24 protein-coding genes are annotated in these 24,476 nt (G+C 73.7%); 9 read left to right on the top strand and 15 right to left on the bottom strand.

The window, feature by feature from the left end:
• The 5 genes from JT723_RS22035 to JT723_RS22015 form a co-directional block, all read right to left on the bottom strand.
• Positions 1-273 (bottom strand): endo-1,4-beta-xylanase (locus JT723_RS22035; protein WP_205046460.1); only part of this gene is annotated, 273 nt, incomplete at its 3' end.
• A 273-nt stretch (positions 274-546) separates the two neighbouring features.
• On the bottom strand, positions 547-1,014 hold the full coding sequence (locus JT723_RS22030) for a MaoC family dehydratase (RefSeq protein ID WP_205046459.1): 468 nt from the start codon (positions 1,012-1,014) through the stop codon (positions 547-549).
• Positions 1,011-2,513 carry an acyl-CoA synthetase gene (locus tag JT723_RS22025; protein ID WP_205046458.1) on the bottom strand — a complete coding sequence of 501 codons (1,503 nt, stop codon included), beginning with the start codon at positions 2,511-2,513 and terminating at the stop codon, positions 1,011-1,013. The genes JT723_RS22030 and JT723_RS22025 overlap by 4 nt, the downstream gene beginning before the upstream one ends.
• A gap of 11 nt (positions 2,514-2,524) precedes the next feature.
• Positions 2,525-3,394, bottom strand: coding sequence for an amidohydrolase family protein (locus tag JT723_RS22020; protein ID WP_205046477.1), 870 nt, complete (start codon positions 3,392-3,394; stop codon positions 2,525-2,527).
• 14 nt (positions 3,395-3,408) lie between these two features.
• Positions 3,409-4,356 carry an SDR family NAD(P)-dependent oxidoreductase gene (locus JT723_RS22015; RefSeq protein WP_205046457.1) on the bottom strand — a complete coding sequence of 316 codons (948 nt, stop codon included), beginning with the start codon at positions 4,354-4,356 and terminating at the stop codon, positions 3,409-3,411.
• A gap of 76 nt (positions 4,357-4,432) precedes the next feature.
• Here JT723_RS22015 and JT723_RS22010 point away from each other — a divergent pair, with 76 nt between their 5' ends.
• The 5 genes from JT723_RS22010 to JT723_RS21990 all read left to right on the top strand — a co-directional run bounded on the left by JT723_RS22010 (position 4,433) and on the right by JT723_RS21990 (position 7,912).
• Positions 4,433-4,891 (top strand): MarR family winged helix-turn-helix transcriptional regulator, encoded by a 459-nt coding sequence (locus JT723_RS22010; protein WP_205046456.1) that lies wholly within the window; start codon positions 4,433-4,435, stop codon positions 4,889-4,891.
• 17 nt (positions 4,892-4,908) lie between these two features.
• Complete coding sequence (locus JT723_RS22005) at positions 4,909-5,673, top strand: IclR family transcriptional regulator (RefSeq protein WP_205046455.1); 765 nt, start codon at positions 4,909-4,911, stop codon at positions 5,671-5,673.
• A 108-nt stretch (positions 5,674-5,781) separates the two neighbouring features.
• Entirely contained in the window at positions 5,782-6,795 is a 1,014-nt protein-coding gene (locus tag JT723_RS22000) for a Rieske 2Fe-2S domain-containing protein (RefSeq protein WP_205046454.1), read from the top strand.
• Complete coding sequence (locus JT723_RS21995; protein WP_205046453.1) at positions 6,792-6,977, top strand: hypothetical protein; 186 nt, start codon at positions 6,792-6,794, stop codon at positions 6,975-6,977. The genes JT723_RS22000 and JT723_RS21995 overlap by 4 nt, the downstream gene beginning before the upstream one ends.
• The gene (locus tag JT723_RS21990) at positions 6,974-7,912 is read left to right on the top strand and encodes a PDR/VanB family oxidoreductase (protein WP_251512529.1); all 939 of its coding nucleotides are present in this window, start codon (positions 6,974-6,976) and stop codon (positions 7,910-7,912) included. The genes JT723_RS21995 and JT723_RS21990 overlap by 4 nt, the downstream gene beginning before the upstream one ends.
• A gap of 18 nt (positions 7,913-7,930) precedes the next feature.
• Here the strand turns inward: JT723_RS21990 and JT723_RS21985 are convergent, their stop codons facing one another.
• The 6 genes from JT723_RS21985 to pcaH form a co-directional block, all read right to left on the bottom strand.
• Positions 7,931-9,133 carry a 4-hydroxybenzoate 3-monooxygenase gene (locus tag JT723_RS21985; RefSeq protein ID WP_205046452.1) on the bottom strand — a complete coding sequence of 401 codons (1,203 nt, stop codon included), beginning with the start codon at positions 9,131-9,133 and terminating at the stop codon, positions 7,931-7,933.
• On the bottom strand, positions 9,130-10,257 hold the full coding sequence (gene pcaDC / locus JT723_RS21980; protein WP_205046451.1) for a bifunctional 3-oxoadipate enol-lactonase/4-carboxymuconolactone decarboxylase PcaDC: 1,128 nt from the start codon (positions 10,255-10,257) through the stop codon (positions 9,130-9,132). Before pcaDC ends, JT723_RS21985 begins: the two co-directional genes overlap by 4 nt.
• A complete protein-coding gene (locus tag JT723_RS21975; protein WP_205046450.1) occupies positions 10,254-10,394 on the bottom strand; it encodes a hypothetical protein in 141 nt (46 codons plus the stop codon). Before JT723_RS21975 ends, pcaDC begins: the two co-directional genes overlap by 4 nt.
• The gene (pcaB, locus tag JT723_RS21970) at positions 10,391-11,704 is read right to left on the bottom strand and encodes a 3-carboxy-cis,cis-muconate cycloisomerase (RefSeq protein ID WP_240166014.1); all 1,314 of its coding nucleotides are present in this window, start codon (positions 11,702-11,704) and stop codon (positions 10,391-10,393) included. The genes JT723_RS21975 and pcaB overlap by 4 nt, the downstream gene beginning before the upstream one ends.
• A gap of 88 nt (positions 11,705-11,792) precedes the next feature.
• Positions 11,793-12,359: a protocatechuate 3,4-dioxygenase subunit alpha gene (gene pcaG, locus JT723_RS21965; protein WP_251512549.1), complete on the bottom strand. Its 567-nt coding sequence runs from the start codon at positions 12,357-12,359 to the stop codon at positions 11,793-11,795.
• Positions 12,356-13,096: a protocatechuate 3,4-dioxygenase subunit beta gene (gene pcaH, locus JT723_RS21960; protein ID WP_205046447.1), complete on the bottom strand. Its 741-nt coding sequence runs from the start codon at positions 13,094-13,096 to the stop codon at positions 12,356-12,358. The genes pcaG and pcaH overlap by 4 nt, the downstream gene beginning before the upstream one ends.
• A gap of 193 nt (positions 13,097-13,289) precedes the next feature.
• Here pcaH and JT723_RS21955 point away from each other — a divergent pair, with 193 nt between their 5' ends.
• The 3 genes from JT723_RS21955 to JT723_RS21945 all read left to right on the top strand — a co-directional run bounded on the left by JT723_RS21955 (position 13,290) and on the right by JT723_RS21945 (position 17,559).
• Complete coding sequence (locus tag JT723_RS21955; RefSeq protein ID WP_205046446.1) at positions 13,290-14,933, top strand: IclR family transcriptional regulator domain-containing protein; 1,644 nt, start codon at positions 13,290-13,292, stop codon at positions 14,931-14,933.
• A gap of 74 nt (positions 14,934-15,007) precedes the next feature.
• A complete protein-coding gene (locus JT723_RS21950; protein WP_372441355.1) occupies positions 15,008-15,847 on the top strand; it encodes a PaaX family transcriptional regulator in 840 nt (279 codons plus the stop codon).
• 95 nt (positions 15,848-15,942) lie between these two features.
• Positions 15,943-17,559, top strand: coding sequence for an MFS transporter (locus tag JT723_RS21945; RefSeq protein ID WP_205046445.1), 1,617 nt, complete (start codon positions 15,943-15,945; stop codon positions 17,557-17,559).
• A 7-nt stretch (positions 17,560-17,566) separates the two neighbouring features.
• Here JT723_RS21945 and JT723_RS21940 read toward each other — a convergent pair whose 3' ends face one another.
• Positions 17,567-18,253 carry a 3-oxoacid CoA-transferase subunit B gene (locus JT723_RS21940; protein WP_205046444.1) on the bottom strand — a complete coding sequence of 229 codons (687 nt, stop codon included), beginning with the start codon at positions 18,251-18,253 and terminating at the stop codon, positions 17,567-17,569.
• Positions 18,250-18,945 carry a 3-oxoacid CoA-transferase subunit A gene (locus JT723_RS21935; RefSeq protein ID WP_205046443.1) on the bottom strand — a complete coding sequence of 232 codons (696 nt, stop codon included), beginning with the start codon at positions 18,943-18,945 and terminating at the stop codon, positions 18,250-18,252. Before JT723_RS21935 ends, JT723_RS21940 begins: the two co-directional genes overlap by 4 nt.
• A 140-nt stretch (positions 18,946-19,085) precedes the next feature.
• Between JT723_RS21935 and JT723_RS21930 the strand changes: the two genes are divergently transcribed.
• Positions 19,086-20,027: a LysR family transcriptional regulator gene (locus JT723_RS21930; RefSeq protein WP_205046442.1), complete on the top strand. Its 942-nt coding sequence runs from the start codon at positions 19,086-19,088 to the stop codon at positions 20,025-20,027.
• Between the two features lie 67 nt (positions 20,028-20,094).
• Here the strand turns inward: JT723_RS21930 and JT723_RS21925 are convergent, their stop codons facing one another.
• Together JT723_RS21925 and JT723_RS21920 are read right to left on the bottom strand one after the other, a co-directional pair.
• Positions 20,095-22,113 carry a family 43 glycosylhydrolase gene (locus JT723_RS21925; RefSeq protein ID WP_240165984.1) on the bottom strand — a complete coding sequence of 673 codons (2,019 nt, stop codon included), beginning with the start codon at positions 22,111-22,113 and terminating at the stop codon, positions 20,095-20,097.
• A gap of 183 nt (positions 22,114-22,296) precedes the next feature.
• The gene (locus JT723_RS21920) at positions 22,297-24,411 is read right to left on the bottom strand and encodes an ATP-binding protein (protein ID WP_205046441.1); all 2,115 of its coding nucleotides are present in this window, start codon (positions 24,409-24,411) and stop codon (positions 22,297-22,299) included.
• Between the last annotated feature and the right edge of the window lie 65 nt (positions 24,412-24,476).

The raw sequence follows: 24,476 nt of genomic DNA, 5'->3' as shown, positions 1-24,476 counted from the left end.
GGTGGTGTCCCACTTCATCTCGTTCTCCGGGGTGATCATGTTGAACTCCCGGTCGAGGATCGCCGTGTACGCCGAGGTACCCAGCTTCCCCGCAGGCACCGCCGTACCGAAATACCGGCCCGACTGCGCCGCCGCCGCACCCAGCGAACTCGCCGCCGCAGCATGGGTCGCGAACGTCGCCATACCGACGAGCGTGATCGCGACGCCGGCCGCCGTCGCTGTGGATGCCGCCGCGATTCGTCTGCGGCGACCTCCCTTGAGTGACCAGAACATACGTGTCTACTCCTTGTGTGTGGGGGGACAGGCGCCTACCGGCGACGGGCGCCTGGTACTGAGGTCGCGTGAACACTGCTGACGGCTGCGGCTCGGGCAACCAACCGCCGGGGCACGAGCGTTAGCGCTAACATCCACGCGTGGCTTCTGACTGCCGGGCACCGCCCGGGCCGCCCCGAAATTTCCGAAACCACCGCGAACGTTTCGGGAACCATAAGCCACCCCATGGACCGCGTCAATGCATCGCGGCCCGCGGCCAGTTGGCGCTCCCCCTCAGGCGTAGAAGCGGGACAGGCTCTGCAGGACCGCGGCCGGCTTGGCGGCGCCCTCGATCTCGATGGTGCCGTCCACGATGATCTGCAGACCGCCGGGCACCTCCTCGACCTCCGCCAGCCGCGCGGTGAGGCGGATGCGGGAGCCGACGCGGACCGGGGAGGGGAAACGGACCTTGTTCAGGCCGTAGTTGACCTTGGCGCTGACCCCCTCCACCTCCAGCAGGCCGGTGAACAGCGGGATGAACAGCGACAGCGTCAGGTACCCGTGGGCGATCGGCGCGCCGAACGGGCCTGCGGCGGCGCGTTCCACGTCGGTGTGGATCCACTGGTGGTCACCGGTGGCGTCGGCGAAGCCGTCGATGCGCTCCTGGGTGATCCCGATCCAGTCGCTGGTGCCCAGTTCGGTGCCGGCCAGCGCCTTGAGCTCGTCGAGTCCGTGGACGGTGATGGTCGCGGGCGTGGTCATGATGGCTCGTCCTTGCTGTCGGAGGGGGCGGTACGGAGCCGGTGCTTGAGCACCTTTCCCGAGGCGGTACGCGGGAGGTCTTCCAGCAGCACCGCGGACTTGGGGATCTTGTACGCGGCGAGCCGGCCGCGCAGCGCGGCCAGCAGGTCCTGGGGGGCGAGCGCAGCGCCGGGGGCCGGGACCACGAAGGCCCGCCCGACCTCGCCCCAGCGCTCGTCGGGGACGCCGACGACCGCGCACTCGGCGACGCCCGGCAGGGCGAGCAGCGCGTCCTCGACCTCCGCCGGGTAGACGTTCTCGCCTCCGGAGATGTACATGTCCTTGATCCGGTCGGCGATGGTGACGTAGCCGTCGGCGTCCACCCGGGCCGCGTCACCGCTGCGGAACCAGCCGTCGCGGACGGCGGCCGCGGTCTCGTCCGGAAGGCCCCAGTAGCCGGGGCCGACGTGCGGCCCGCGGACGACGACCTCCCCCGTCTCACCGCTCCCGACGGGGAGTCCGTCGGACCCGACCACGCGCACGTCGCTGAAGAAGTGCGGGACACCGGCCGAACCGGCCTTGCTGACGGCGTGCTCGGCGTCCAGGAAGAGCACGCCGGGGGCCGCCTCGGTCATGCCGTACCCCTGGAGGAAGGTCAGGCCGCGCTGCAGGTACGTGGCGATGAGCGCCGCGGGGACGGGGGCACCGCCGCAGGTGAGCAGCCGGAGCGAGGAGAGGTCCGCCCGCGCCCAGCCGGGTTGCCGCGCTACGCGGTCGTACATGGTCGGCACGCCGAACATGAAGGTGATCCGGTGGTCCGCGACCATCTCCAGGGTGGCGGCCGGGTCGAAGGACTCGGCCAGGACGCACGTGCCGCCCTTGAGCAGGACGGGCAGGGTGAGCATGTTCAGCCCGGCCGTGTGGAAGAGCGGAGCGCACACCAGCGCCCGCTCGTCCGCGGTGAGGTCGTGGTCGACCAGGACGTTGACAGCGTTCCAGGTGAGATTGCCGTGGGTGAGCATGGCCCCCTTGGGGCGGCCGGTCGTCCCCGAGGTGTACATGATCAGGCAGAGGTCGTCGGCCGTGACGCTCTCGTCGATCGGCTCGGTGGCGGCCTCGGCGAGCAGGTTCTCGTAGACCGGGCCGACCTCGACGGTCAGCGGGGTCGCGGTGCCCGCGAGTGCCGCGCACGAGGGGCTGTGGAGCAGTGCGCGGGCGCCGCTGTCCCGCAGCTGGTGGGCGATCTCGGGGGCGGCGAGCCGCGGGTTGAGGGGGACGAAGACCGCGCCGAGGACACCGGTCGCGAACAGGGTCTCCAGGAAGGCGGGGTGGTTCGGCCCCAGGTAGGCGACCCGGTCGCCGCGGCGGACGCCGGCCGAGCGCAGCGCGTGGGCGAGGCTCGTGGTGCGCGCGTGCAGGTCGGCGTAGCTGAACGCCTGCCCGCCGTGGACGAGCGCGGTGCGGTGCGGGGTCTTCCGCGCCCGGCGGGCGGGCCAGGATCCGATGCCCTCGTTGCGCATGTGAGGCTCCTTCAGGAGGTGAGTCCCAGCAGCCGAGCGGCGTTGCCCTTGAGGATCTTGGGCCTGACGCTGTCCTTGATGGGCAGCTTCGCGAAGTCGTCGAGCCAGCGGTCCGGGGTCAGCACGGGGAAGTCCGAGCCGAACAGGACCTTGTCCTGCAGCAGCGAGTTGGCGTACTGGACGAGCTGCGGCGGGAAGTACTTGGGCGACCATCCGGAGAGGTCGATGTGGACGCCCGGCTTGTGGGTGGCGACGGCCAGCGCCTCGTCCTGCCAGGGGAACGAGGGGTGTGCCAGGACGATCTTCAGGTGCGGGAAGTCCGCGGCGACGTCGTCCACGTGCATCGGGTTGGAGTACTTGAGTCTGATTCCGCCCCCGCCGGGGACGCCGGCGCCGATCCCGGTCTGGCCGGTGTGGAACAGGGCGACGGTCCCGGTCTCCTCGATGACCTCGTAGAGTCCGTACGCCATCCGGTCGTCGGGGAAGAATCCCTGGATGCTGGGGTGGAACTTGAAACCGCGCACCCCGTACTCCTCGACCAGCCGCCGCGCCCGGCGGACGCCCGCCTTGCCGCGGAAGGGGTCGACGGAGGCGAAGGGGATGAGGACGTCGGGGTTGTCGGCGGCTGCCTCGGCCACCTCCTCGTCGGGGACGGGAGGGGTGCCGGTGGCGTGCTCGGCGTCGACGGTGAAGACGACGGCGGCCATGTTCCGCTCGCGGTAGTAGGCGGCCATCTCGGGGAGGGTGGGGCTGCGGTCGCCCTCGACCTTGAAGTACGCCTGCGAGGCCGTGCCGAGTTCGGCGGACAGCGACGCCGCCCCCTTCGCCGACACCTCGGCGTGGGTGTGGACGTCGATGGCCGCCAGCTGCTGGACGTCCATCGGCCCGCGGGCGTTCACCGGGCCTCCTGCCCGGGGACGCGCGGGGCGGGGATGCCGACCGGCTGCGGTGCGCTGCCGACCGAGCCGTGCCACCCGGCGGCGAGCGTCTGCGGGGTCCAGCCGCCGTCGGCGTAGGCGACGGCGGTCTCCTGCGGATGCGACCAGAGCGTGAGCCGGTCGCCGCCGATGCCGATGCACTGGCCGGTGACGTCACGGGCGGCGTCCGAGGCGAGGAAGGGCAGCAGCGCGGCGCAGTCCTCCGGAGTGCCGAACCCCTCGCCCTTGCGCAGGAAGTCGGGCAGCGGCCGGCCCTGCCGCAGCTGCTCGATGTACGGGGCGAAGGCCGGGATGGTCTCGGTCATGGCGGTGGCCGCCACCGGCACGATCGCGTTGACGGTGATCCCGGAGCGGGCGAGTTCCATGGACCAGGTGCGGACCATGGCGGCGATCCCGGCCTTGGCTGCGGCGTAGTTGGTCTGGCCGAAGTTGCCGCGCTGCCCGGCCGGGGAGCCGACCATGACCAGGGTGCCGCCCTCGCCCTGCTCGCGCATGCGGACCGCGGCCGCGCGGGCGCAGGTGAACGTCCCGCGCAGATGGGTGGCGATGACGGTGTCGAAGTCCTCGTCCGTCATCTTCCACAGCACGCGGTCGCGCAGGATCCCGGCGTTGGTGACCATGACGTCGAGGCGCCCGAACTCCTCGACGGCCCGGGCGACCAGGCGGTCCGCGGCCTGGCTCGTGCCGACGGCGACGGCTTCCGCGACGGCTCTGCCGCCCGCGTCGGTGAGGGTCCTGGCGGCCTGCCCGGCGGCCTCGGCGTCGACGTCGTTGACCACGACGGCCGCGCCGGAACGGGCGAGTGCGGCGGCGTAGGCGAGGCCGAGTCCGCGTCCGCTGCCGGTGACGACGGCGACCTTGCCGGTGAGATCGAGGGAGGGTCCCGAGGGGGGTTCAGCACTCATGGGAACAGAAGCTAGGATCAATCATTGTTCCTGTCAATAGTTGCTCTCGACTGCCATTTTGCGCCATGATGCGGCCATGAGCGACGCCCCCTGGATGCGCGGCCTGCACGCGGACACCGGATACCTGCTGTACCGTCTGGGCCTGCGCTCCGGCAGCCTGTTCAACGCGGGCCTGGAACAGCACGGCCTGCGGCTGCGGCACTACGCCGTCATGCGCTACCTCTCCGGCGTCGAGGGCGCCAGGCAACGGGAGTTGAGCGACCGGCTCGGCTACGACCCGAGCGCGATCGTCAGCCTCGTCGACGACCTGCAGCGGCTCGGCCTCGCCGAGCGCCGCCCCGACCCCAACGACCGGCGCAACCGGATCGTGGTGCTCACCGAGGCGGGGCGGCAACTGCTGCGCGAGAGCGAGCAGGACGGCGCCCGGGTCACCGACAGCCTGCTGGCACCACTGGACGCGCAGGAGCGCAGGACCCTGCACGACCTGCTGCTGCGGATCGCGGAACCCGCGGAGCCGGCCGCCGACGGCAGCTGACGGCGCGCACCGGTCGCATGCCCCGCCCCCCCGCCGCCCGCTCGGCGGCCGACCGCCTGCTCGACGTACTCGGCTCGTTCGAGCAGGCGCACCCCGCGCTGACCCTGGCCCAGATCGCCCGGCGCGCCGGCCTCCCGCTGTCCACCGCGCACCGGCTGGTGGGCGCCCTCGCCGGCTGGGGGGCGCTCGAACGCGCCGAGGACGGCCGCTACCAGGTGGGCCTGCGGCTGTGGGAGGTGGCCGCGCTCGCCCCGCGCGGGGTGGGCCTGCGCCAGGCGGCGATGCCCTTTCTCGAAGACCTCTACGAGACCACCCACCAGAACGTGCACCTCGCGGTGCGCGACGGTCTGGAGGTCGTCTACACCGAGCGCATCTCGGGCCGCTCCGCGGTCGGCGTGCACAGCCGGGTCGGCGCGCGCTGGCCGCTGCACGCCACCGGTGTCGGCCTGGTGCTGCTCGCCCACGCGGACACCGCCGTACAGGACCGCTACTGCGCCGCGGAACTGGTCGCGTTCACCCCGTACACCGTCACCGACCCGGCGCGGCTGCGCCGGATGCTGGCCGAAGTGCGCCGCGGCGGCTGCGCGGTGAGCGACCGGCAGATCACCGAGGACGCGCTCTCGGTGGCCGCTCCGGTGCGCGGGCCGCACGGCGAGGTGGTCGCGGCGGTGTCGGTGGTCGTGCCGGCCGCCGGCGCGCGCACTCCCGCGCTGGTGCCCGCGGTCCGGGTGGCGGGGCGCGGCATCTCCCGGGCGCTGGGCTGGCAACCGGTACCCCGCTGACCCGTCGCTTCCGCCGGGCGGAAGCCGCCTTGCCCCCCGCGGCACCCGGCCGTGAACCTGTCCCCACGCGGAGCACCGGCGCTCCGCCGGAGGGACGGGACTCCTGCCGTGACCGCACACTCAGCCTTCGCACGCAACCAGTGGTACGTCGCCGCCTGGTCCGCCGAGGTGGGCGGCGACCTGCTCGGCCGCACCGTCCTGGGCGAGCCGATCGCGCTGTACCGCACCGGGGAGGGCAGGGCCGTCGCCCTCGCCGACCGCTGCGTGCACCGTCGGTTCCCGCTGTCCCGCAGCCGCCTGGACGGCGACAAGGTGGTCTGCGGCTACCACGGCTTCACCTACGACACCACCGGAACCTGCGTCTTCGTCCCCGGCCAGAAGCGCGTCCCGCGTACCGCACGGGTCGGCTCCTTCCCCGTGGCGGAGGTCGACTCACTCGTCTGGGTCTGGATCGGCGACCGCGACGCGGCCGACCCCGCCGCGATCCCGCGCGCCCCGCACCTGGCCGGGGAGGGCTGGACGACCGTCAGCGGCATGGAGCCCGTCGACTGCGACTTCGGCCTGCTGGTCGACAACCTGATGGACCTCTCCCACGAGACCTACCTGCACGGCGGCCACATCGGCACACCCGAGGTCGCCGAGACCCCGATCACCACCGAGGTCGACGAGGAGGCGGGAGTCGTCCGCGTCTCCCGGCACATGCAGGACGCCGAGTGCCCGCCCTTCTACGCCCGGTCTACGGGCATCGAGGGGCGCATCCGGCGGCGGCAGGACATCGAGTACTTCGCGCCCTGCCTCTACCTGCTGCACAGCCGGATCAGCCCCGCCGGGCAGGACGCCCCGCTGTTCGAGACCGAGATCACCTACGCGATCACCCCGTCGGCACCCGGCAGGGTCTACGACTTCTGGGCCGTCTCGCGGAACTTCGCGGTCGGGGACCCGGAGGTCTCCGGCTTCCTGCGGGACGCCAACCACACCGTGGTCATGCAGGACGTGGACGCGCTCAACGTCCTGCAGCGCTGCCTGGACACCGAGACCGAGGGCTACCAGGAGCTCAGCATCAACATCGACACCGGCGGCCTGGCCGCGCGGCGCATCCTGGCCCGGCTGGCCGCGCAATGAGCGCGGGGCGCGGGGCCGCCCCCGGCTCCCCCGTCCACCGCGTCCGCTGGCTGCCCGGCACCGACGTGCTGCGGGGCGCCTGCCACTGCGGCGCGGAGCACGAGGGCCAGGACCCCGTCGAGATGTGGGACTGGCTGCTCGCCCACCCCGACCATCCCGCCCCCGGGGACGCCGGACGGTGAACGGCGCCACCGGCCTGACCGACCTCGTCGTCGCCGACCGCCGGGAGGAGGCGGCCGGCGTCGTGTCCCTGACGCTGCGGCAGGCCGACGGGCGGGCGCTGCCCGGCTGGCAGCCCGGCGCGCACATCGACCTGCTGCTGGCCGAGGGCCTGGAGCGCCAGTACTCGCTGTGCGGGCAGCCCGGCGGGGCGCAGTGGCGGATCGCCGTGCTGCGGGAGGTGGACGGGCGCGGCGGGTCGGACTTCGTCCACGCCTGCGTGCGCCCAGGCGACCGGCTCAGGGCGCGCGGCCCGCGCAACCACTTCCCGCTGGAGCCGGCGCCGCGCCACCGCTTCGTCGCCGGGGGCATCGGGATCACCCCGATCCTCCCCATGCTGGTCGCGGCCTCCGCCGCCGCCTCCGACTGGTCGCTGCTCTACGGCGGGCGCTCCCGCTCCTCCATGGCCTTCGTCGGGGAACTGGCGCAGGGCCACCCCGCCGCCCGGGTCACCCTCGCCACCGGGCCGCTCGACCTGGACGGCTACCTCGCGCACCTGCGCCAGGGCGAACTCGTTTACGCCTGCGGCCCCGCGTCGCTGCTGGCGGCCGTCGAGGCCCGCGTCCCGGCTGCCGCCCTGCGCACCGAGCGCTTCACCGCCGCCGCTGCCGGCACCGCGGGCGACACGGCCTTCGAGGTCGAACTCGCCCGGTCCGGGCAGGTGCTGGCCGTCCCACGGGACCGCAGCATCCTGCAGACGCTGCAGCAGGCGGGCGTCGGCGTCCTGTACTCCTGCACGGAGGGCACCTGCGGCACCTGCGAGACCGACGTCCTGGCGGGCGAGCCGGACCACCGCGACAGCGTCCTCACCGACAAGGAGCGGGCCGGCGGCGAGACGATGATGGTCTGCGTCTCCCGCTGCCGCGCCCCCGGCGGCCGGCTGGTCCTGGACCTGTGACCCGGCCGGCCGCCGGCTTCAACCGACCGGCATGCCCACGTAGTTCCGTGCGAGTTCGGCGGCGGCGTGCGGCGACGCGGCGATGCGGTCCAGCTGGGAGTACTGCAGGCGGGTGTCGAACGCCGGCTGGTCGGGGGCGGTGTGCAGGGTCGTGGTCATGAACCAGGAGAAGTGCTCGGCGCGCCACACCCGGCGCAGGCAGGTGTCCGAGTAGGCGTCGAGGCCCGCGGTCGAGCCGGTCCTGGCCAGCTGCCCGAAGGCCCGCGCCAGGACGATGGCGTCGGAGGCCGCGAGGTTCAGCCCCTTGGCGCCCGCCGGCGGGACGATGTGCGCCGCGTCGCCCGCGAGCAGGACCCGGCCCCAGCGCATCGGCTCGGTGACCGAACTGCGCATCGGCAGCACCGACTTCTGCGTGATCGGCCCCCGGGCCAGCGTCCAGTCCGCATCGACGGCGAAGCGGGCGTCGAGCTCGTCCCAGATCCGCTCGTCGGTCCAGGCCGCCGGGTCGGTGCCGTTGGGCACCTGGAGGTAGAGCCGGCTGACCGCCGGGGAGCGCATGCTCAGCAGCGCGAATCCGCGCGGGCTGTGCGCGTACACCAGCTCCTCGTTCGAGGGGGCCACGTCGGCGAGTATGCCGAGCCACGAGTAGGGGTAGGACCGTCCGACGGTACGCAGTTCGCCTTCCGGCACGGCCTTGCGGGTGACGCCGTGGAAGCCGTCGCAGCCGACGACGTAGTCGCAGACGACGGTGTGGTCGGCGCCGCCGTGGGCGTAGTGGATGACCGGCCGGTCCGTCCCGGCGCCCGTCACCGACGAGACGCGTGCGTCGAACAGCAGCGGTGCGCCGTCGCGGAGCTGGAGTGCGACGAGGTCCTTGACGACCTCGGTCTGGGCGTAGACCCACACCCGGTGGCCGCCGGTGAGCGAGGGGAAGTCGACGCGTTGGGCGCGGCGGTCCCAGCGCAGCTCGATGCCGTCGTGGGCCAGGCCCTCCCGGTCGAGCCGCTCGCCCGCGCCGCTTGAGCGCAGCGCGTCGACGGTGCCCTGTTCCAGGATCCCAGCGCGCTGCCGCTGTTCGACGTAGGCCCGGTCGCGGGACTCCAGGACGACGCAGTCGACGCCGGCCTGGTGCAGCAGGCGCGCGAGCAGCAGCCCTGCGGGGCCGCCGCCGACGATGCCGACGGTGGCGCGGGCGGGGACGGGAGCGGGGGTGCCGGTCATGCGGAGGCCTCCTCTTCGAGGACGCGGGCGGCGATGGCGAAGGCGGCGTTGGCGGCCGGCACCCCGCAGTAGACGGCGCACTGCAGCAGGACCTCCTGGATGTCCTGCTGGGAGAGCCCGTTGGTGCGCGCGGCCCTGATGTGCATGGCCAGTTCCTCGTGGTGGCCGCCGGCGATCAGAGCGGTGAGGGTGATGCAGCTGCGGGTGCGGCGGTCGAGACCCGGGCGAGTCCATATCTCCCCCCAGGCATACCGGGTGATCAGATCCTGGAAGGGCGCGGTGAACGGTGTGGTGCCTGCGGCGGCCCGGTCGACATGGGGGTCGCCGAGCACCGCGCGGCGCACCGCGGTGCCCGCCGCCGCGGTACCCGCGCCGAAGTGGTCCAGCAGGGCGTGCAGCACGCGTTCTGGCTGCTCGGCCGGTGCGAGGTGGGCGGCGCCGCCGATCTCGACGAGGCCGGCACCCGCGATGCCGTCGGCCAGTTCCCGTGCGTGGACGGGCGGTGCCGCGGTGTCCTGCCGCCCGGCGACGACCAGGACGGGCGCGCTGATACGGGCCAGCTCGCCGCGCAGGTCGTAGGCCGCCAGGGCGTCGCAGCAGGCCGCGTAGCCGGCGGGGTCGACGGCCCGGTGACCGGCGACCAGGTCCCTGGCGGTGTCCGAGACGGCGAACGCGGGGGTGAACCAGCGGTCGGCTGCGGTGTCGGCCAGCCACTGCAGGCCCTCGGTGCGCACCCGCTCGGCGCGCTCCCGCCACGGCCCCGGCTCACCGAAGCGGGCGGAGGAGCAGACCACGGCCAGGGATTCCACGCGCTGGGGGTGGTGGACGGCGAGCCAGAGCCCCACCGCCCCGCCGAGCGAGACGCCCGCGTAGGCGAAGCGCGCCAGCCCGAGGGAGTCGGCGAGTTCGAGCACGAGCGCGCCGAGGCCGCCGACCGTGCCCTCCCCCAGCAGCGCGGCAGGTGAACCGCCGTGCCCCGGCAGGTCGTAGCGGACGACGCGGCGGCCGCGGGAGAGCGCGGGGACCTGTGCGTCCCACAGGCGCAGGCCGGCCCCCAGGGAGGGGCCGAGCAGGAGGGCCGGTGCGTCCGGCGGGCCGTCGGTGGTGTGGTGCAGACTCGTCACGGGTTCCTCCGGTGGTCCGGCTCCGCCTCGCCGCCGACCGCGGTGCCCCGCAGGGCGCGGTCGGCCCCGGCCGAGGGACCGAGCAGCAGAGCCGGTACGTCCGGCAGACCGTCGATGGCGCTGCGGAGACCCGTCACGCGTCCCTCCGGTGGTCCGGCTCTGCCTCGCTGCCCCGCAGGGCACGGTCGGTCAGTTCGGGTGCCGCGCCCAGGTAGCGGGTGGGGTCGAGGAGTTCGGCCAGGTGGCGGTGTTCTGGCAGGCCACGCAGCTCGGGCTGTTCCGCGAGGGCCTCGCCCAGCGGCCGACCGGAGTCGGCGGCGGCACGGGACGCGCGGGTGAGCAGCCGCCTGGCCTGCTCGCGGCCGACGAGCGGGGCGAGCGCGGCGGCCAGGCGTTCCGACACCAGCAGCCCCCCGGTCAGGTCGAGGTTCTCGCGCATCCGCCGCCCGTCGACCCGCAGACCCGCGGTCAGCTCGGCGGTGTCCCGGGCGGCACCGCCGGCGTCCCGCAGGGCCTCGCGCAGGGTCTGCCATTCGGCGTGCCAGGCACCGGCGGGCCGTTCGTCCTCGGCGGCCATCGAGGCGAACAGCACGGCCGCGTGCTGCGGAAGCCGGCGCCCCGCCGCGGCGACGAGCGCCGCACGGACCGGGTTGGACTTGTGCGGCATGGCGGAGGAGCCGCCGCCCGCGCCCTCGGAGAGCTCGCCGATCTCGGTGCGGGAGAGCACCAGCACGTCGGCGGCGATCTTCGCCAGTGCGCCGCCGGTGAGTGCCAGGGCGGCGCCCACTTCCGCGACCGGAGTACGCAGCGCGTGCCAGGGCAGCAGCGGCTCGTCGAGACCGGTCTGCGCCGCGTAGACGGACAGCAGCTCGACCCGGCCGTCGAGAGCGGCCAGCGTGGCCGCGGCGCCGCCGAGTTGCGCGGGCAGCACGACCGCGGCGAGCCGGTCGCGGGCCGCGGTGACCAGGCTGTGCCACCCGGCTGCCTTGAGGCCGAAGGTGGTCGGCACGGCGTGCTGGGTCAGCGTGCGGCCCGGCATGGGGGTGGCGCGGTGCTCGGCGGCGAGCCGGGCCAGGGTCGCGGCCGAGGTGTCGAGGTCGGCGAGGATCAGGCTGCGCGCCCGCCGCGTGACCAGCATCAGCGCGGTGTCCAGGATGTCCTGGCTGGTGGCGCCCCGGTGCACCCACACCGCCGCCTCGTCCGTGACAGCAGCGGTCAGGTCGGCGACCAGGGGGATCACGGGGTTGCCGCCGCTGCGGGCGCGCAGCGCGAGGTCGCGCAGGTCGAAGCGGCCCGCCCGGGCCACCGCGTCGACCTCCGCGCAGACCCCGGCGGGGGCGCCGAGGGCGCGGGTGAGCGCGGCCTCGGCATCGAGCATGGCCTGCAGCAGCGCGCGGTCGCCGGTGGCGGCTTCGACCTGGGAACCGGCCCATCCCGGGGAGAGCAGGCCGGCGTCCGCGGTGTCGGCCGCCCCCGCGGTCGAGTGTCCGGCGTCCGCGGTGTCGGCCGCGCACGTGTGCCGAGCCGACTGGCTGTCAGCCGCGGGGTCGGTGGAACTCAAGGAAGACCGTCTCCTCCGCCGCGCGCCCCTGGATCCTGATGTCGAAGCCGTAGACGCCCTCGCGCTCCTGGCGGGCGATCAGCGTCGCGCGCCTGTCCTCGGGCAGCGCGGCAAGCAGTGCGTCCCCCTCCTGGTCGGCCAGGTAGGCGCGGGTGTGGAGGTGGTGCAGCAGGCCGCGGGCGAAGAGGACCACCGCCAGGTAGGGCGCGTCCGCGGGCGGGGGAAGGGTGCGCACCGCGTAGCGGCCGTCGGCGTCGGTGGCCACCCGGCCGAAGCCGGTGAAGGCGACCCCGTCGCGGCCGAGTACGGCGCCGTCGGCGGGGTCACGGCGCAACGACCCGGGTGCCCCGGTCCGGCTGCCGTCGGGTGCGGACTGCCAGAACTCCAGCAGCGCGTCGGGGACCGGGCTGCCGTTACCGTCGCGGACGACGCCGTGCACGGTGATGGTGCGCGGGTCGCCGGCCGGTGCGATCTCGCCGCCCTTGGCGAAGGGCAGCGCGTAGCCGTAGAAGGGCCCCACGGTCTGGGACGGCGTGCTCACCGCGGTTCTCCCTTCTCGGCCCAGGTGGCCGACGGACCGTCGAGGACGATGTCCCACCGGTATCCGAGCGAGACCTCGGGCTCGGACAGCTCGTGGACGTAACTGGCGACGAGCCGGTCGCGTGCGGAGCCGTCCGTGACGGAGCGCAGGATCGGGTCGTGGGCGTGCAGCGGGTCGCCGGGGAAGTACATCTGGGTGACCAGGCGCTGGGCGAAGGCCCTTCCGAACAGCGAGAAGTGGATGTGCGCGGGCCGCCAGGCGTTGCGGTGGTTGCGCCACGGGTAGGCGCCGGGCTTGACGGTGGTGAACCGGTAGCCGCCGCGGTCGTCGGTCAGGCAGCGCCCGACGCCGGAGAAGTTCGGGTCGAGCGGGGCCGGGTGCTGGTCGCGCTGGTGGGCGTACCGCCCGGAGGCGTTGGCCTGCCATATCTCCACCAGCTGCCCGGTCACGGGGCGGCCCTCGCGGTCGAGGACGCGCCCGCTGACGGTGATCCGCTCGCCCAGCGGCTCGCCCAGGTGGCGGCGGGTCAGGTCGGCGTCGAGGTCGGTGACGTCGCTGACGCCGAAGACCGGCCCGGTGAGTTCGACGGACTCGGGGTCCTCGACTACGACGAGGGGCTGGCGGGGGTGGCGGAGCGCACTGCTGCGGTAGGGGCCGTAGCCGCGGCGGGGGTGGATCCCGCCGTCCGGTCGGACAGCGGCCATCTCCGCGTCGATGGCGTTCTGGTCGGGTGTCATGCCGGAATCCCCTGGGTGTCGACGCCTCGGGGCGAGGGCCGGTCCCGGCCGGCGCCCCATGTGTTCGCCTGGTGAACTATTGTTCAGATTCTGGGGCTGCGAGTGTCCGCCCCGGCCCGACCCCCTGTCAACAAGGTGCCCGCGGGTACCCGCGGATACGGTGAGCCGCACCCGCCGCACCCCTGGAGGTCAGATGCCGCCCACCGGCAGCGCCGACGCGTCCGTCGGCCCGCTCGAACGCGGCCTCGCGGTGCTCCGCCTGGTGGCCCACGCGCCGGGCGGACGGCTGCGGGCGAGCGAGCTGGCAAGGGCGACAGGCCTGGCGCGCTCGACCGTGGACCGCATCGCCGCCACGCTGGTCCGGCTGGCCTACCTGCGCGAGGAGGAGCGCGCCCTTGTCCTCGCTCCCCCGCTGATGGCACTCGGCGCGGCCTATCTGCGCAGCAGCGGCATCCCGGCCGCGCTCGGCCCGCTCGCCGCCGAACTGGCGGAGGAGCTGGACGAGTCGGTGTCGCTCGCCGTCCCGGACGGCGACGCCGTCCGCTTCGTGGTGCAGAACACCCGGCGTAGGACCCTGTCGGTCTCCTTCAGGGTCGGGGACGCGCTGCCCGCGGAACGCTGCGCCCCGGGCGCGATCTTCGCGGCCGACTGGTCGGCCGGGCAGTGGGCGGCCTGGCGGCGGCGTTCGCTGGCCGATCCGCGGGACGAGGGCTTCCCCGCCGTGCCGCGGCCGTCCGCGCCGCATCTGCCGGAGGACGGCTTCCGTGCGCTGGCCGCAGCAGCCGGGGAGCGCGGCTGGGCCGTGGACGACCAGCTGGTCGAGCCGGGCCTGGTGGCGGTCGCCGTCCCGGTCCTCGACCCGGGTGGCAGGGTCGTCTGCGCGCTGAGCATCGTCAGCCACACCAGCCGCCACGGCGCCGACCGGCTGCGGGAGTTAGCCTGGGACAGGCTGCAGCGCACGGCCGGCCGTATGACGGCGGCCCTGAAAGCGCCGGCCGCCGGCCGGCCCGCCCCGGCCGCGGCCGACGCGACCGCCGACGCCAAGAGGGCGGCGGGGCCGCAGTACCTGCAGTCCCTCGCCCGTGGTCTTGCCGTGCTCACCGCCCTCGGCGAGGGCCCCGGAGGTATGACGCTCTCGGAGGTCGCCCACGCCACGGGGCTCGCCCGCGCCACCGCCCGCCGCTCGCTGCTGACGCTCCAAGAGCTCGGCTACGCGACCTCCGACGAGCGGCTCTTCCGCCCACTGCCCCGGGTGCTCGACCTGGGATACGCGCCCCTGTCGGGCCTGGCCCTGGGCGAGATCGCCGCGCCGCACCTGGCCGAGCTGGTGCGCCGGGTGAACGACTCCGCATCGGTGGCGGTCCTGGACGGGGACGACATCCGCTACGTCGTCCGGGTGGCGGCGAGCCGTACCGTACGCGTCGCCCTCGCCCCGGGGACGCGCCTGCCGGCGCACGCCACCTCGCTGGGTCGGGTCCTGCTGGCCGCGCTGCCCGCCGCCGAGCGAGAGCGGTGGCTCTCCGGCGCGGGGCTCCGGCCGCTCACCGGTCTCACCCTCACCGACCCCGCCGGGCTCGCCGTCGTACTCGACCGCGTCGCCGACGACGGATTCGCGCTGGTGGACCAGGAGTTGGAGGAGGGCCTGCGCTCCGTCGCCGTTCCGGTACGGGGCCGTGGCGGCCAGGTGGTCGCCGCGGCCAACGTCTCGCTGCACGCCGGGCGCACCTCCGCCGAGGAGGCGCGGACCAGGGTTCTCCCGGCGCTGCGCGAGACGGCGGCACGGATCAGCGCCGACCTCGCGGTGGTGGGCGACTCCCAGCTGCCCGCCCCCGACTGACGCATGTCTGGTTCGAGACGGTCGTCACAGAATCGGCGTCCTTCTCGCCCGGCTCCGGCCCGCAGCTCTACGCTGTGCCCGTGATCAGCGCCGACACGCCCTTCGATGCGCCAGAACCGCGCACCCAGTCCCTGATGCTGACCTTCTTCGGCATCCACCTGCTCGGCCGGCCACTCGCGGTGTCCTCCGGCAGCGTCATCGCGGTGCTCGAAGAGGTGGGGGTCAGCGAGGAGGCGGTGCGCACCACCCTCAACCGGATGGTCAAACGGGGGCTGCTGGAACGGCACCGGCAGGGCCGCAGGACCTACTTCGGGCTCACCCCGCACGCGGCCCAGGTGCTGGCGGACGGGCGGGACCGGGTCTGGCGCACCGGCGCGGTCAACCGCGGCTGGGACGGGCAGTGGACCATGGTCGGCTTCTCGCTCCCCGAGGCCTGGCGCAGCGAACGCCACGACCTGCGCTCCCGGCTGATCTGGGCCGGCTTCGGCCCGCTGCAGAACGGGCTGTGGGTGGCTCCCGCACCGGTCGACGTGCCCGAGGCGATGGCCGGCCTGGGCCTCGACGCCTACCTGCGGGTCTTCCGGGCGACGGCGGCCGAGCCGACCGAGGCCCGCGAGGTCCTGGAGCAGGCCTTCGACGTGCCCGCCATCGGCGCCCGCTACCGGTCCTTCCTCGAGCGCTGGGACCGCACCGAGCCGGTCCCCGGCTTCCCCGGCGAGCTGGCCGCCCAACTGCTGCTGCACACCGACTGGCTCGGCCTGGTGCGGCAGGACCCGCACCTGCCCGCCGAGCACCTGCCCGCGGACTGGCCCGCGGCGCGCGCCGAGACCGTCTTCCGGGGCCTGGCCCGCCGCTGGGAGCGCCAGGCGGCGCAGGCCGCAGCGCAGTTGCTCGACACCCTCGACCTCAGCTGAACAATATTCGTCACTCCATTGACGGCAATCATGAGGCAGACCTACATTCATCGCACTTCGGCTCGCTCCCCGCCCCCCGAATGTGGAGCCTCCTCATGCCTCGACTGCCGTCCCGTGCACCGGCCCTCCTGCGGTCCCTCGCCACCCCGAGCGGCGCAACCGCCACCGCCACCTCCGGCCCGGGCCTCAGCAAGGGCACGCTGGTCGCAGGGCTGCTCGCCGTCTGCCTCGCCCAGATAGGCCTGGCCATCCCGGCCACCCTCAACGGGCTGTTCCAGACCGACCTGCATCCGGTCGGCTCCCAGCTGACCTGGATATCGGACGCCTTCCTGCTCCCCGTCGCCGTGCTGGAGCTGACCTTCGGCCTCCTGGGCGACCTGTTCGGCCGCAAGCGGCTGCTGGTCGGCGGCGCCGCCCTGCTCGCCGTGGGCGAACTGGTCAGCACGACGTCCTCGGGCATCCACCAGCTGTGGGTCGGCCAGGCGCTCGCCGGGCTCGGGGCTGCGGCGCTCTTCCCGACCTCGCTGGCGATCCTCGCCGCCGGCACCACCTCGCACGCCCAGCGCGCCCGGGTGATCGCGCTGTGGGCGGCGCTGCTGTCCACCGGCGGCTTCCTGGCCCCGCTGCTCGGCGGCATCACCGCGACCTACGGGTCCTGGCGCTGGTCCTTCGTCGTGGTGATGGCCATCGGCGTCGCGAGTGCCGCGGTCAGTGCCAGGTTCGCCGTCAACTCCCGCTCGCCCGAAGGCCGTTCCCTGGACCCGGCGGGACAGCTGACCATCGGCCTGGGGCTGTTCGCCCTGCTGTACGCCATCATCCAGGGCCCGACCGACGGCTGGGGCTCACCCGCGATCGTCGTCGCGTTCGTGCTGGCGGCGCTGTTCGTGGCGGCCTTCGTCGTCGCGGAACTGCGGGCCAAGTCGCCGCTGCTGCGGCTGGACCTGTTCCGCAACCGGTCCTTCGCGGTGGCATCGGTCGTGGCCGTGGTCGGCATGTTCGCCTTCCTGGGAACCGCCTACGCGGTCAGCATCCGGCTGGGCCCGGTCCAGGACCAGCGGCCGATGCGCACCGGCATGGCCTTCCTGCTGCTCAACGGCATAGCCCTGGCAGTGCTGCCGGTGACAGAGCGGCTGCTGAGGACGGTGGCGCCGCGGCTGATCCTCGGGTCGGGCCTGGTGCTGATGGCGGCCGGCGACTACTGGGCTGCCACCCTGCCGATCAGCGACCGCGCGTACGCCTCGCTGATCGTGCCGCTGGGCCTGGTCGGCCTGGGCTTCGCGGTCACCGTCTCCTCGATCACCGCCACCGCGGTGAACACCGTACCGCTGCGGCTGGCCGGGATGGCGAGTGCGACGACCAACCTGTTGCGCGACTTCGGCTTCACGCTCGGCCCGGCGATCATCGGTGCCGTCGCCCTGAGCCGCGCGGCGAGCAGCTTCTCCTCCGCGCTCGACGGCTCCGCCCTCCCCGCTCCGGTCAAGGGCGCCGGTTCCGCGGTGCTGGAGGAAGGCGGCCCGCTGGCGGTCAACGGGGCCTCCGCCGCGTCGCCGAAGCTGGCCGGCCTGCATCCGCTGGCGCAGGACGCCCTCGGACACGGGTACGCGATCGGATTCGTGGTCTGCGGCTGCGCGGCGCTCTTCTCCGCGCTGCTCGCACTGGTCGCCCTGCGCGGCCGCTCCGCGACCAGCGACGAGGCCACCAGCGCTGCCTGAGCGGCCGTCACCCGCGGGGCGCGGCTGCGGCGGCCAGCCGCGCGATCAGGTCGGCCTGCGTGCTGCCCCACGTCTCCCGGATGCGCGCGCCCTCCGGCGTGATGTCGAAGGCGGCGTGGTCGGTGTAGACCCGGCCGACGCAGCGCACACCGGTGAGCGGGTACGTGCAGGACGGGACGAGCTTGGCTTCGCCCTCCTTGGTGAAGAGCGACATCATCACGTACACGGCCTTCGCTCCGACGGCGAGGTCCATGGCGCCCCCGACCGCCGGTATGTCGTCGGACCTGCCGGTGTGCCAGTTGGCGAGGTCGCCGGTCGTGCTCACCTGGAAGGCGCCGAGCACGCAGACGTCGAGGTGGCCGCCGCGCATCATCGCGAAGGAGTCGGCCTGGTGGAAGTAGGCCGCTCCCGGCAGCTCGGTGACGGGGACCTTGCCCGCGTTGGTGAGGTCCGGGTCCACCTGGGCGCCCTGCGCGGCAGGACCCATGTGCAGCATGCCGTTCTCCGTGTGGAGAACGACGCCGCAGTCCTCGGGCAGGTGGTCGGCGATCCGGGTGGGCCGGCCGATGCCGAGGTTGACGTAGGCGCCCTCGGGGATGTCGCGGGCGATGACGGCGGCGAGTTCGTCCGCGGTCAGCGGTCCGCGGCCGAGGTGCTCGGCGGCGCCCGCCCCGGTGGGTGTCAGGATGCTCATCGCGCCCCCTGGACGGTGTGCCGACGGACCTCGACCGCGACGATCCGGTCGACGTGGATGGACGGCGTGACGACCGCCTCAGGACTGATCTCCCCGAGCGCGACGACCTCGCCGACCTGCACGATCGTCGTGCCGGCCGCGGTGGCCATGACGGGGCCGAAGTTGCGGGCGGTCTTGCGGTAGACGAGGTTGCCCATCGGGTCGGCCCGGTGCGCGCAGATCAGCGCGTAGTCGCCCCTGATCGGGTACTCCAGCACATGGTCGCGGCCGTCGATGGTCCTGGTCTCCTTGCCCTCGGCCAGCGGGGTACCCACCCCGGTGGGGCAGTAGAAGGCGCCGATGCCCGCGCCGGCGGCGCGCAGCCGCTCGGCGAGGTTGCCCTGCGGCACCAGTTCGAGTTCGATCTTCCCGGCCCGGTACAGCTCGTCGAAGACATGGGAGTCGGCCTGCCGCGGAAAGGAGCAGACCACCTTCCGCACGCGGCCGGCCTTCAGCAGCGCCGCCAGGCCGACGTCGCCGTTGCCTGCGTTGTTGGACACGACCGTCAGATCCGCCGCCCCCTGCCGGATGAGGGCGTCGATCAGGTCGAACGGCATCCCCGCGAAGCCGAAGCCGCCGACCAGGACGGTCGAACCGTGCTGGATGCCCGCCACCGCCTCGTCGCAGGTCTCCAGCACTCGTGCACGGCTCATACCCGGGCCTCCACGTTCTCCCTCACGACGGCCGGCATCCGCGGGTCGCCGGGCGGACGAAAGCGCTCACCCGGACAACCTAGGACCGGTCGGCGATACGGTGAAGTATCCATATGGCATCCGATTGAGAGGTGTGCGCTATGGATCTCCGCCACCTGCGCTACTTCGCGGCCGTCGCCGAGGAGCGCCACTTCGGCCGCGCCGCCGAGCGGCTGCACATGGCCCAGCCGCCGCTGTCCCAGGCGGTCCGGCAGCTGGAGGGCGAACTGGGGGTCGAACTCCTGCACCGCACGACCCGCCGGGTGGACCTCACCGACGCCGGCCGCGCCTACCTGGAGCGCGTCCACGCCATCCTGGCCGGCGTCGACGAGGCGGCGGACCTGGCGCGCCGCGTCGCGGACGGCGTCACCGGCCGGCTGGCGATCGGCTGCGTGGGGTCGGCGACCTACAGCCTCCTGCCGGCGATCTCCCGCAGCCTGTCCGCCGAACTGCCCGGGATCGACTTCTCCTTCCGCGGCGAGATGCTCGCGCCGGACCAGGCCGACGCCCTGCGCAGCGGTGCCGTCGACGTTGCCCTGCTGCGGCCGCAGGCGGCGGACTCCTCGCTGGTGGCGCACAGGTTGCGCCGCGACCGGCTGGTGGTGGCACTGCCGGCCGGCCACCGCCTCGCCGGGCGGCGGCAGGTGCGCGCGGCGGACCTGGCCGGCACGGACCTGATCGTGCACTCGGCGGACCGCCGTTCCGTGATGTACCACGTCGTCGTGCGAGTGCTGCGCGGCGCCGGCGTCGAGCCGCGGATCCGGCACGAGGTCGGCGAGACCTCCACGCTGGTCACCCTGGTGGCAGGCGGGCTGGGGGCGGCCGTCGTACCCGGCCCTGTCGCGGCGCTGACCCTGCCCGGTGTGGTCTACCGGCCGCTCGTCCGGCCGGCCGCCGGCGTCGACCTGGCCGTCGCCCACCGTGCCGACCGGTCGGAACCGCACCTGGTACGTGCGGTGGAGGTCATCAGGCGGGTGGCCCGCGTCCCGGCCGCCGCGCGGACGGCGACCGCCGGGACGCCGCCGCCGGTGGGGGCCGGTTGAGCTGCGGGGCCCGGCGGGGCGGGTGGGCGCACCGGTCGGGGTGCGCCCACCCGTTCTGTTCGACAGCTCAGGGTGTGGACAGCGTGAACTGGCCGACCTTGACCGAGCCGCCGAGCGCCTGGGTCGCGTAGTCGAACAGGGCGAAGCGGTACCCCATGAAGAACTGCCAGCTGTTGTCCATCGTGAAGCCGGGGCCGAAGGAAGTGAAGTTGACGCCGTCGGTGCTGTAGGAGAAGTGCCCCTGTCTGCCGGAGCCGGGACGGATGTCGGCGTTGACGCGCAGCCAGACCTTCCCTCCGGACAGGGCCGTGCTCGCGACCTCGGTGCCGGTGCTTGTGGTGTTCCAGCTCCCGTCCATGGTGATGTTGTTGGTCATGACCAGGCGTGCGGTGCCGTTGTCACGTCTGACGCCGATCCAGGCCGAGGAGTTGCGCAGCAGCGCGAGTCCCGCCCGGTCCCCGTCGTGCATGCCCGAGTAGTCCAGCGGGACCGTCGCGGTGGACGTCGGCCCCAGTATCCGGTGGGTCAGGGTGTTGCGCGCCGAGTACAGGTCGTTGGTCACCGTCGCGGTCTGCAGCGTCAGGCCGCTGTTCGCCGACCACTTGGTGTTGTCGGGGTTGTGGTTCCACTCCCACTCGGGTCCCAGTGCGGGGCCGGTGAAGGTGTCGGTGCCGGTGGGGGACTTCACCTCACGCGGCGGGGCCGGCACGTCGGGGTACGGATAGGTTGTGCCCCAGCCGCCGTTGACGGTCTGCAGGACCGGCCACCCGCTGGAGTTCCACTTGACGGGGGCCAGCACCGGGACGCGCCCACCGGGGTAGGAGTCGACGAAGGCCATGTAGTACCAGTCGCCGTTCTGGGTCTGCACGATCCCGCCCTGGTGCGGCACACCGCCGCCGACGATGGGGGTGCCGATGTTGTTGAGCAGCGGCTGCTCCGTGTACGGGCCGAAGGGGCCGTTGGTCGACCTCAGGACGTACTCGGCGTTGGCCGGGTGGTCGACGAGGATGTAGTAGTCGCCGCCCACCTTGTACATGCGGTTGCCTTCGGTCGTTCCGGTGCTCGACGGGTCGGTGAACACCGCCTGGGAGCGGACCTGGCTCAGTCCGTCGGCCGACAGCTGGGCGACGTAGTGCGTTCCGCTTCCGTAGGCGACGTACATCGTGTCGTCGTCGTCGACAAGCATTCCGGCGTCGTAGTAGCAGTTGTTGATCACCGAGCCCCGGGTCCAGGGGCCTTCGACCGACGAAGCGGTGTACATGTACGTCTTGTTGAAGTCGATGCAACCGCCCCAGTAGAACTTGCCGTTGCTCTTGCGGTAGTTCAGGAACGAGGCCCACACGCCGTTGACGTAGGCGCGCCCGTTGCCGTTGAGGTTGTACTTCTCGCCGAAGTCGAGCGAGGGCACCGAGTGGCCGGCGAACTCCCAGTGGACCAGGTCGTAGGAGCGCAGGATCGGTGCGCCCGGCGAGTAGTGCATCGTCGAGGCCGAGTAGTAGTAGGTGTCGCCGACCCGCAGGACGTCGGCGTCGGCGAGGTCCTCCCAGAGCACGGGGTTGCTGAACGTCGACGGGGGACTCGTCGGCGGAGTGGTGGGGGGCGTCGTCGGCGGGGTGGTCGGGGGTGTGGTCGGGGGCGTCGTCGGCGGAGTGGTGGTGACGGCGCCGGTGCAGGGCGTGCCGTTGAGGGTGAACGCCGTGGGGACGGGGTTGGTGGTGGTGTAGGCGCCGTTGAAGCCGAAGCTGGTGGAGGCACCGGTGGCCAGGGTGCCGTTGTAGGACGCGTTGGAGACGCTGACCTGGGTGCCGCTCTGGGTGTACGAGCCGCTCCACAGCTGGGTGATGGTCTGCCCGCTCGCGAAGGACCACGCCAGCTGCCAACTGGTGACCGGCGCCCCCAGGTTGGTAACGCTCACATTCGCACCGAAGCCGCCGGGCCAGGTGTTGGTGATGCTGTAGTCGACCTCGCAGCCGCTCGCGGCCTGTGCCGATGTCGCCACGAACGACAGTCCTGCGGCGGCCATGGCTGCCGAGACCAGGCCGATCAGCCATGTTTTGCGGCGGGGTTTCCCGCGTTTGCCTTCCAAGAGATGCTCCCTGGGGTACTCGGCGTGACGGGCGCTTTGTTAGCGCTCACATACGCAGGTGGGGGGATGCAGGGATGTACCGGGCCGCCGAGTGGCTCCTTGTGCGGCACCGGGGATCCAGGGTGGCAGCGTGGCGCAGGCCCCGCAAGGGTCAGCGCTCGGCCGCCCCGGGGGTGGCGCGGATCAGGCGACGGTGGGGTCGTCGGGGAGCAGCGCGCTGCGCAGCGCGGTGGGGCCGTGTGCGGTGGCGCCGTCGGCGAAAGCCGCGCTGTACACGGCGTCGCCCAGCGCGGCACGAGCGCTCTGCTCGCACTGCCGGCGGATCGGCCGCAACTCCGGTGCTCCGCGCTGCGGGTGGCCGACGCGCCGCCAGTACGCCCCGCCGGCGCCGTAGACGAACGCGGCCTGCTCCGCCCTGCCGTCGGCCGCCAGTGCGGCGGCCAGCAGGTCGAGGCCGAGGGCGACGCCGAAGGCGTCACCGAGCTGCCGCTTGCCGGCCAGCATCGTGCGCGCGTACTCGGCGGCCTCGTCGGGACGGGCGGACAGCAGGGCGACGACGGACAGCTGGTAGTCCAGGTAGGTGCGGGTCCATATCTCGCCGCTGCCCGCGCAGCGCTCACGCAGCTCCAGTGCGCGGGTGCGGCCTTCGTCGAAGTGCCCCAGCGCGGTCAGCGACAGCACCTCGATCAGGGTGCAGCGCAGCTGGTCGGGCGAGCCGAGACCCGGCCCGGGCTCCGCGGCCCCCATGGCCTGCCGCACGGTCCGCAGGGCGTCGGCCGGTCGGCCGGTGAGCATGGCCAGCAGACCGGTCAGGCACGCGGCGGCGGTCTGCTCCTGCGGATCGCCCGCGGCGCCCGCCCGCACTTCCGCGTCGATCCCGGCGGCGGTCTCGTACTCGCCCTGGAGCGTGAGGGTGGCCCCGAGGCCGATCAGCGCCCGGGCGCGTGACCGGTCGGGCGCCGGGTGCGCCCGCAGCGTGCGTTCGAGGTAGGTGCGGGCCTGCTTCAGGTGCCCGCAGCAGGCCCAGTAGTAGACCAGGCCTCCGGCGAGTTCCGCGGCGGCGGCGGGGTCGTGGACGAGCAGGTGGTCCAGGGCGGCGCACAGGTCCGCGTGCACCTGCTCGATCGCGCGGTAGCCGGCGAGTTGGCCGCTGCCGGACCAGCCCGCCTCCGCCCGGCGGACCAGGGCCTGGTGGTGGTCGGCGTGCCGTTGCGCTGCGGCGTCGGCCTCGCCCAGCTCGGCCAGCCAACTGCGGCCGTACTCACGGATGGTGTCGAGCATGCCGTAGCGCTCCGCGGCGCCGGTGGCCGTCCTGCCGACCACGCACTGGTCCACCAGCCCTTCCAGGGCCGGGCGCACGTCCGCCTCGCGCAACGCGCCCCCGGCCGCGACGGCTTGGGCGGCTTCGAGGTCGAAGTCGCCGCGGAAGACGCTCAGTCGCGCCCACAGCAGGCGCTCGACCGGAGTGCACAACTCATGGCTCCAGCCGATCGCCGTCCGCAGCGCCTGATGCCGGCGCGGCCACACGAAGCCCGGCCGGGACAGCACATCGAGCGGCGCGCCCAGCCTGCGGTCGACCTCGGTGACGGACGCCGGCCCCACCTGCGCGGCCGCCAGCTCGATCGCCAGGGGCACGCCCTCCAGGCGGCGGCAGATCGACGCGGCGGCCTCGGCCGCTCCCGGCTCGGACAGCCTGCCGCGGCCCGTGCCGCCCGCCACCCGCTCCTGGAACAGCGCGAGTGCCTGCGGCCCGCCGGGCGCCAGCGGAAGCACCTCCATCGGCTTCTCGCCCGGGAACCCCAGCGGCCTGCGGCTGGTCGCCAGCACCGTCAGGCCGGGGGCCGCCGCGAACAGCGCCGCCAGCAGGCCCGCGCATTCGCCGACCAGGTGCTCGCACGAGTCCAGCACCAGCAGCAGCCGCTTGTCCGCGAGCCACTCGCCCAGCACCTCCACCCGCATCCGCGGGGAGTGGTCGGCGAGGTCGACCGCGTCACTGACCGTGGCGAGCAGCAGATCCGGGCCGTCGAGCGTACTCAGGTCCGCCCACCACACCCCGTCGGGAAAGTCCGGCGCGTCCGTGTCGCCGGCTGCGCCGGTCCTGCCGTAGGCGGCGTGCTCCCGTGCCCCGGCCGCATGGCCGAGCCCTGCCGCCGCACGTTGCGCCAGCCGCGACTTGCCGACCCCGCCCGCCCCGGTCAGCGTCACCAGCCGGTGCCGTCCCAACGCCGGGCGCAGCCACGCGAGTTCCTGCTCCCGGCCGACGAAACTGGTGGTCTCCGCTGGAATGTGGCCCCTCACGGCGACAGTCTGACACCACCGGGGCGACGGGGGTGCGCTGCCCGCGGGATCGGGCCGCCGGGTCC

The sequence above is a fragment of the Actinacidiphila bryophytorum genome (assembly GCF_016916835.1).
Lineage (GTDB): Bacteria > Actinomycetota > Actinomycetes > Streptomycetales > Streptomycetaceae > Actinacidiphila > Actinacidiphila bryophytorum.
This window is presented reverse-complemented; position numbering and strand designations above follow the sequence as displayed.

Bases quoted from the DNA above. Each gene is read 5' to 3' on its own strand.
- JT723_RS22010 (WP_205046456.1), top strand. From the start codon at position 4,433: ATGAGCGACGCCCCCTGGATGCGCGGCCTGCACGCGGACACCGGATAC.
- JT723_RS21930 (WP_205046442.1), top strand. From the start codon at position 19,086: ATGGATCTCCGCCACCTGCGCTACTTCGCGGCCGTCGCCGAGGAGCGC.
- pcaH (WP_205046447.1), bottom strand. From the start codon at position 13,096: ATGACACCCGACCAGAACGCCATCGACGCGGAGATGGCCGCTGTCCGA.
- JT723_RS22020 (WP_205046477.1), bottom strand. From the start codon at position 3,394: ATGGACGTCCAGCAGCTGGCGGCCATCGACGTCCACACCCACGCCGAG.
- JT723_RS21940 (WP_205046444.1), bottom strand. From the start codon at position 18,253: ATGAGCATCCTGACACCCACCGGGGCGGGCGCCGCCGAGCACCTCGGC.
- JT723_RS21945 (WP_205046445.1), top strand. From the start codon at position 15,943: ATGCCTCGACTGCCGTCCCGTGCACCGGCCCTCCTGCGGTCCCTCGCC.
- JT723_RS21985 (WP_205046452.1), bottom strand. From the start codon at position 9,133: ATGACCGGCACCCCCGCTCCCGTCCCCGCCCGCGCCACCGTCGGCATC.
- JT723_RS21955 (WP_205046446.1), top strand. From the start codon at position 13,290: ATGCCGCCCACCGGCAGCGCCGACGCGTCCGTCGGCCCGCTCGAACGC.
- JT723_RS22015 (WP_205046457.1), bottom strand. From the start codon at position 4,356: ATGAGTGCTGAACCCCCCTCGGGACCCTCCCTCGATCTCACCGGCAAG.
- JT723_RS21935 (WP_205046443.1), bottom strand. From the start codon at position 18,945: ATGAGCCGTGCACGAGTGCTGGAGACCTGCGACGAGGCGGTGGCGGGC.
- JT723_RS21995 (WP_205046453.1), top strand. From the start codon at position 6,792: ATGAGCGCGGGGCGCGGGGCCGCCCCCGGCTCCCCCGTCCACCGCGTC.
- JT723_RS22030 (WP_205046459.1), bottom strand. From the start codon at position 1,014: ATGACCACGCCCGCGACCATCACCGTCCACGGACTCGACGAGCTCAAG.
- JT723_RS22005 (WP_205046455.1), top strand. From the start codon at position 4,909: ATGCCCCGCCCCCCCGCCGCCCGCTCGGCGGCCGACCGCCTGCTCGAC.
- JT723_RS22025 (WP_205046458.1), bottom strand. From the start codon at position 2,513: ATGCGCAACGAGGGCATCGGATCCTGGCCCGCCCGCCGGGCGCGGAAG.